The following is a 2,896-nucleotide window of genomic DNA, read 5'->3' as shown; positions in this document are numbered from 1 at the left end:
TACAATTGGCACCGTCCCCATGGCGGGATAAACGACACCGTGCCCATCAGCCGCCTCGGTCTCGATCGGGACAACCTGTTGAGGCTCCACAGCTAGAGCGTTTTCCGACACCCGAACCCTTCGGCAGGATGACGTAGCCGTACAGATGCAGATTCCAGTGATCATCACGGTTGTGCCACGCGTTCATCGAGATATCGATGCCCCCGACGAACATCGCCTCCGGCGGCAAAGCGCGGGAGAGGCTTTTCCGGTAGCGTTTCACGCGAGTGGGGATGTCGACCGTCTGCAACGCATCGAGCTCGACACGTGCGGCTTCCGGGATCATGGAAACGGTGACGATCTCCGCCCCCTTCGGTACGATACGGCGAGCTTCGCGATAGAGGTTCCCGCGGAAGCGTCGCAGGCACTTCGGACAGGCTTCCAACATACACCGCGAGTGAGCGGTGCACGCTCGAAGACAGCTGGCGAGCTCCATCGAGCGAGGATCGTCGGTTCGGCGTTCGAGTCGCTTGATGAGAATGCAGCAGCGTTTCTCTGCATCTTTTCGGGTTTCAAAACCGGACGGAAGTGCGGCATGGCTGCGCCGTCCGCCCCGATCGGTCGATCGGTCGCCCATGGCAGATTTCCTTGTGAGTTGGTTAGGTTAGGTTCGGTTGCGAGCGCCTTTACGGGCGCCCGGATGATCCGAAGCGTTTAGCGGCTGGAGGTTGATTGATCCGCTTGTTGCGCTTCAGCGCGCGCCTCGATGACGGCACGAATGTCCTCCGCCCGCCATGCGGACGTGCGAGGGCCAATCCTGATTTGACGGGGGAAGCGCCCCTGCTGGATCCACGAGAAAATCGTCGATCGGCTTACGGGAATGAGGGCGAGAACCGTTTCGAGGCGGACGAAACCGGTCTCAGGAAGATGGTGTGCGTTTGGCATTGGTCGCTCCGTTGATGCGTTTGATCGAACGGGGGGGATCGTGCCAAGCCATCGCAGTGCGTTGGCCGAATTCGGAAAGTTTAATCCGATTTCGGTTTGGCGCGCAGTTTAGAACGAACCTCAAACGGGGAACGGGTCTTCCATTCGAACCCCAACTCTTTCGACGCACGCTGAAGGTGCTTCCTCACGGTATCGTCGGTGATTGATAGGCCGACCTCGGCGAACTCACCGGCGATGCTTTTTGCCGCTCCATTACGCATATCGGTACGGTACTCGTATCGGCAGATCGCCATACCAAGGCAAAGCCTATAGAGGCCGAGCACGCTGTTCGTTTCCAGCTTCTCAGGAGATGTTACAAGCCGCTTCAAACGTTCGTTCTCGCGACGTAGAACTTCGACTTCCTCGTCATAGCGCGCAATGTGGTGGACTCGACCGCCGAAGGCCCCCTGCATACCTTGACCCTGGAACCAAGCCATAACGGCTTCTGGTCGTAGCGGCTTATCGAGATCTTGAGCCTTAATAGCTCTTGAGAGCTGATCTGTACGCTTCTCGTATTCGGATATGAAAGGTGATCCAGTTTTAAGAGAAAATTTATAAAAGCCAGATGAACGATCGACCGTACCCGGCTCCTTCGCCAAGGAAAGCGAGACAGCTTCGTCAACCGTCCAGGTTGCCATCGACAGCCATGTGTCGAAATCGGCCGATGCCATAGGATCACTAAACTCCTGACGTTCATCCCAAGCCATCATCTCTCGTAAATTCTCATTTTCTTCTAATTTTTTTTCTTCTTTGTATGCGGCGTTAAGCTCTTCCGAAGAAAAGCTATGTATTCTAGATTCGTACTCCTCAAATATCTCGAGATATTTATTTATTTTTTCATCTTTAGATATTTTATCTTTATCGTTTAATAAATCCACATCATTTTCGCGAGACACCAATACGGCGGTATCAGTGTCGCATTTGGATATTATATAACTGATAATCCGCGGATCTCTGATATTCTGTGTTTGATATTTATCGACAGCTTGATCTAATACATTTTCGATTTCCTCGTAAAATGATGGAAATCTGCGCTCGATAACAAAATTGATACGTTTATTTATGTGCATATTTTTTCTAGTCATTAAATTATTCCTTTTCGTGGATGTAGAAACAAATCTCTGCATCAAGCGACAATCGATTGCGGTCTATTCCGATCGATTACAAAACGACGAGTGAAGCCTGCGCAGCTAACAATGCTCGTCTATGCGTATGAGTGAAGAGCAAAGACGTGATCGATCTTCGAGCGTATTGTGGAACGTCGGCAATTGGCGGGATGTCCGTCAGCTTATCGGTCTGCCCCATGGAACAATCGCGCTCAGCTTTTTGATCGGATCGCCGGCTTCGCTCAGTCGGCCATATTGCTCGTCGATATTCTGGAACTTCATCTGTCCCGACATTCAATCCTCCCAATTTTAATCAAGCCAATGGAATCATAAAACTTGCTAATGCTGAAGGTTCTTCAAAACGTCCAATTACAAACAATAAGCTGACCAATCCTCCATGAGACTGCGTCGCTTCTCAAGCAGATCCCCACGCCGGTAGGCGGCTTCCACCTTGTTTTCGATCGTATGCGCCAGCGCCATCTCCGCAATCTCCCGAGGATGGCTCGTGGTTTCCGCCGCCCAGTCACGGAAAGACGAGCGGAAGCCGTGCGCCGTGTATGGCACCTTCATGCGTTCGAGCGTCTTCGCAAAGACCATGTTGGAAAGCGGCTTGTCGACGGAGCGGCCGGGGAAAACTAGCGCGCTGCCCGTCGACAGTGGTCTGGCGGCCTCAAGGATCGCAAGGCTGCGTTCCGTCAACGGGACACGATGCTCCCGCCCCGCCTTCATACGTTCGGCCGGAATGATCCAGAGCTTCGCCTCCGTATCGATCTCCGCCCACCGTGCTTCGCGGACCTCGCCGCTACGCGCTGCCGTCAGGATCAGAA

General features: G+C 53.2%; 4 protein-coding genes. All 4 read right to left on the bottom strand.

Going from position 1 to position 2,896, the window contains the following annotated elements; all coding sequences use genetic code 11:
- Positions 1-46: 46 nt before the first annotated feature.
- Complete coding sequence (locus FJU11_RS18145; protein ID WP_141168480.1) at positions 47-616, bottom strand: hypothetical protein; 570 nt, start codon at positions 614-616, stop codon at positions 47-49.
- 77 nt (positions 617-693) lie between these two features.
- A complete protein-coding gene (locus tag FJU11_RS18140; protein WP_141168479.1) occupies positions 694-924 on the bottom strand; it encodes a helix-turn-helix transcriptional regulator in 231 nt (76 codons plus the stop codon).
- Between the two features lie 80 nt (positions 925-1,004).
- On the bottom strand, positions 1,005-2,048 hold the full coding sequence (locus FJU11_RS18135) for a hypothetical protein (protein ID WP_141168478.1): 1,044 nt from the start codon (positions 2,046-2,048) through the stop codon (positions 1,005-1,007).
- Positions 2,049-2,438: 390 nt separating this feature from the next.
- Positions 2,439-2,896: tyrosine-type recombinase/integrase (locus FJU11_RS18130; RefSeq protein WP_141168477.1), on the bottom strand; the 458-nt coding region annotated here is incomplete at its 5' end.

The organism is Pararhizobium mangrovi, from assembly GCF_006516965.1.
GTDB classification, from domain to species: Bacteria; Pseudomonadota; Alphaproteobacteria; order Rhizobiales; family Rhizobiaceae; genus Pararhizobium_B; species Pararhizobium_B mangrovi.
Note: the sequence above shows the minus strand (reverse complement) of the source record. Positions and strands in the feature narration are given on the sequence as shown.

What these genes read in the sequence shown, in the direction of transcription:
- FJU11_RS18135 (WP_141168478.1), bottom strand. Translation starts at nt 2,048, where the DNA reads ATGACTAGAAAAAATATGCACATAAATAAACGTATCAATTTTGTTATC.
- FJU11_RS18140 (WP_141168479.1), bottom strand. Translation starts at nt 924, where the DNA reads ATGCCAAACGCACACCATCTTCCTGAGACCGGTTTCGTCCGCCTCGAA.
- FJU11_RS18145 (WP_141168480.1), bottom strand. Translation starts at nt 616, where the DNA reads ATGGGCGACCGATCGACCGATCGGGGCGGACGGCGCAGCCATGCCGCA.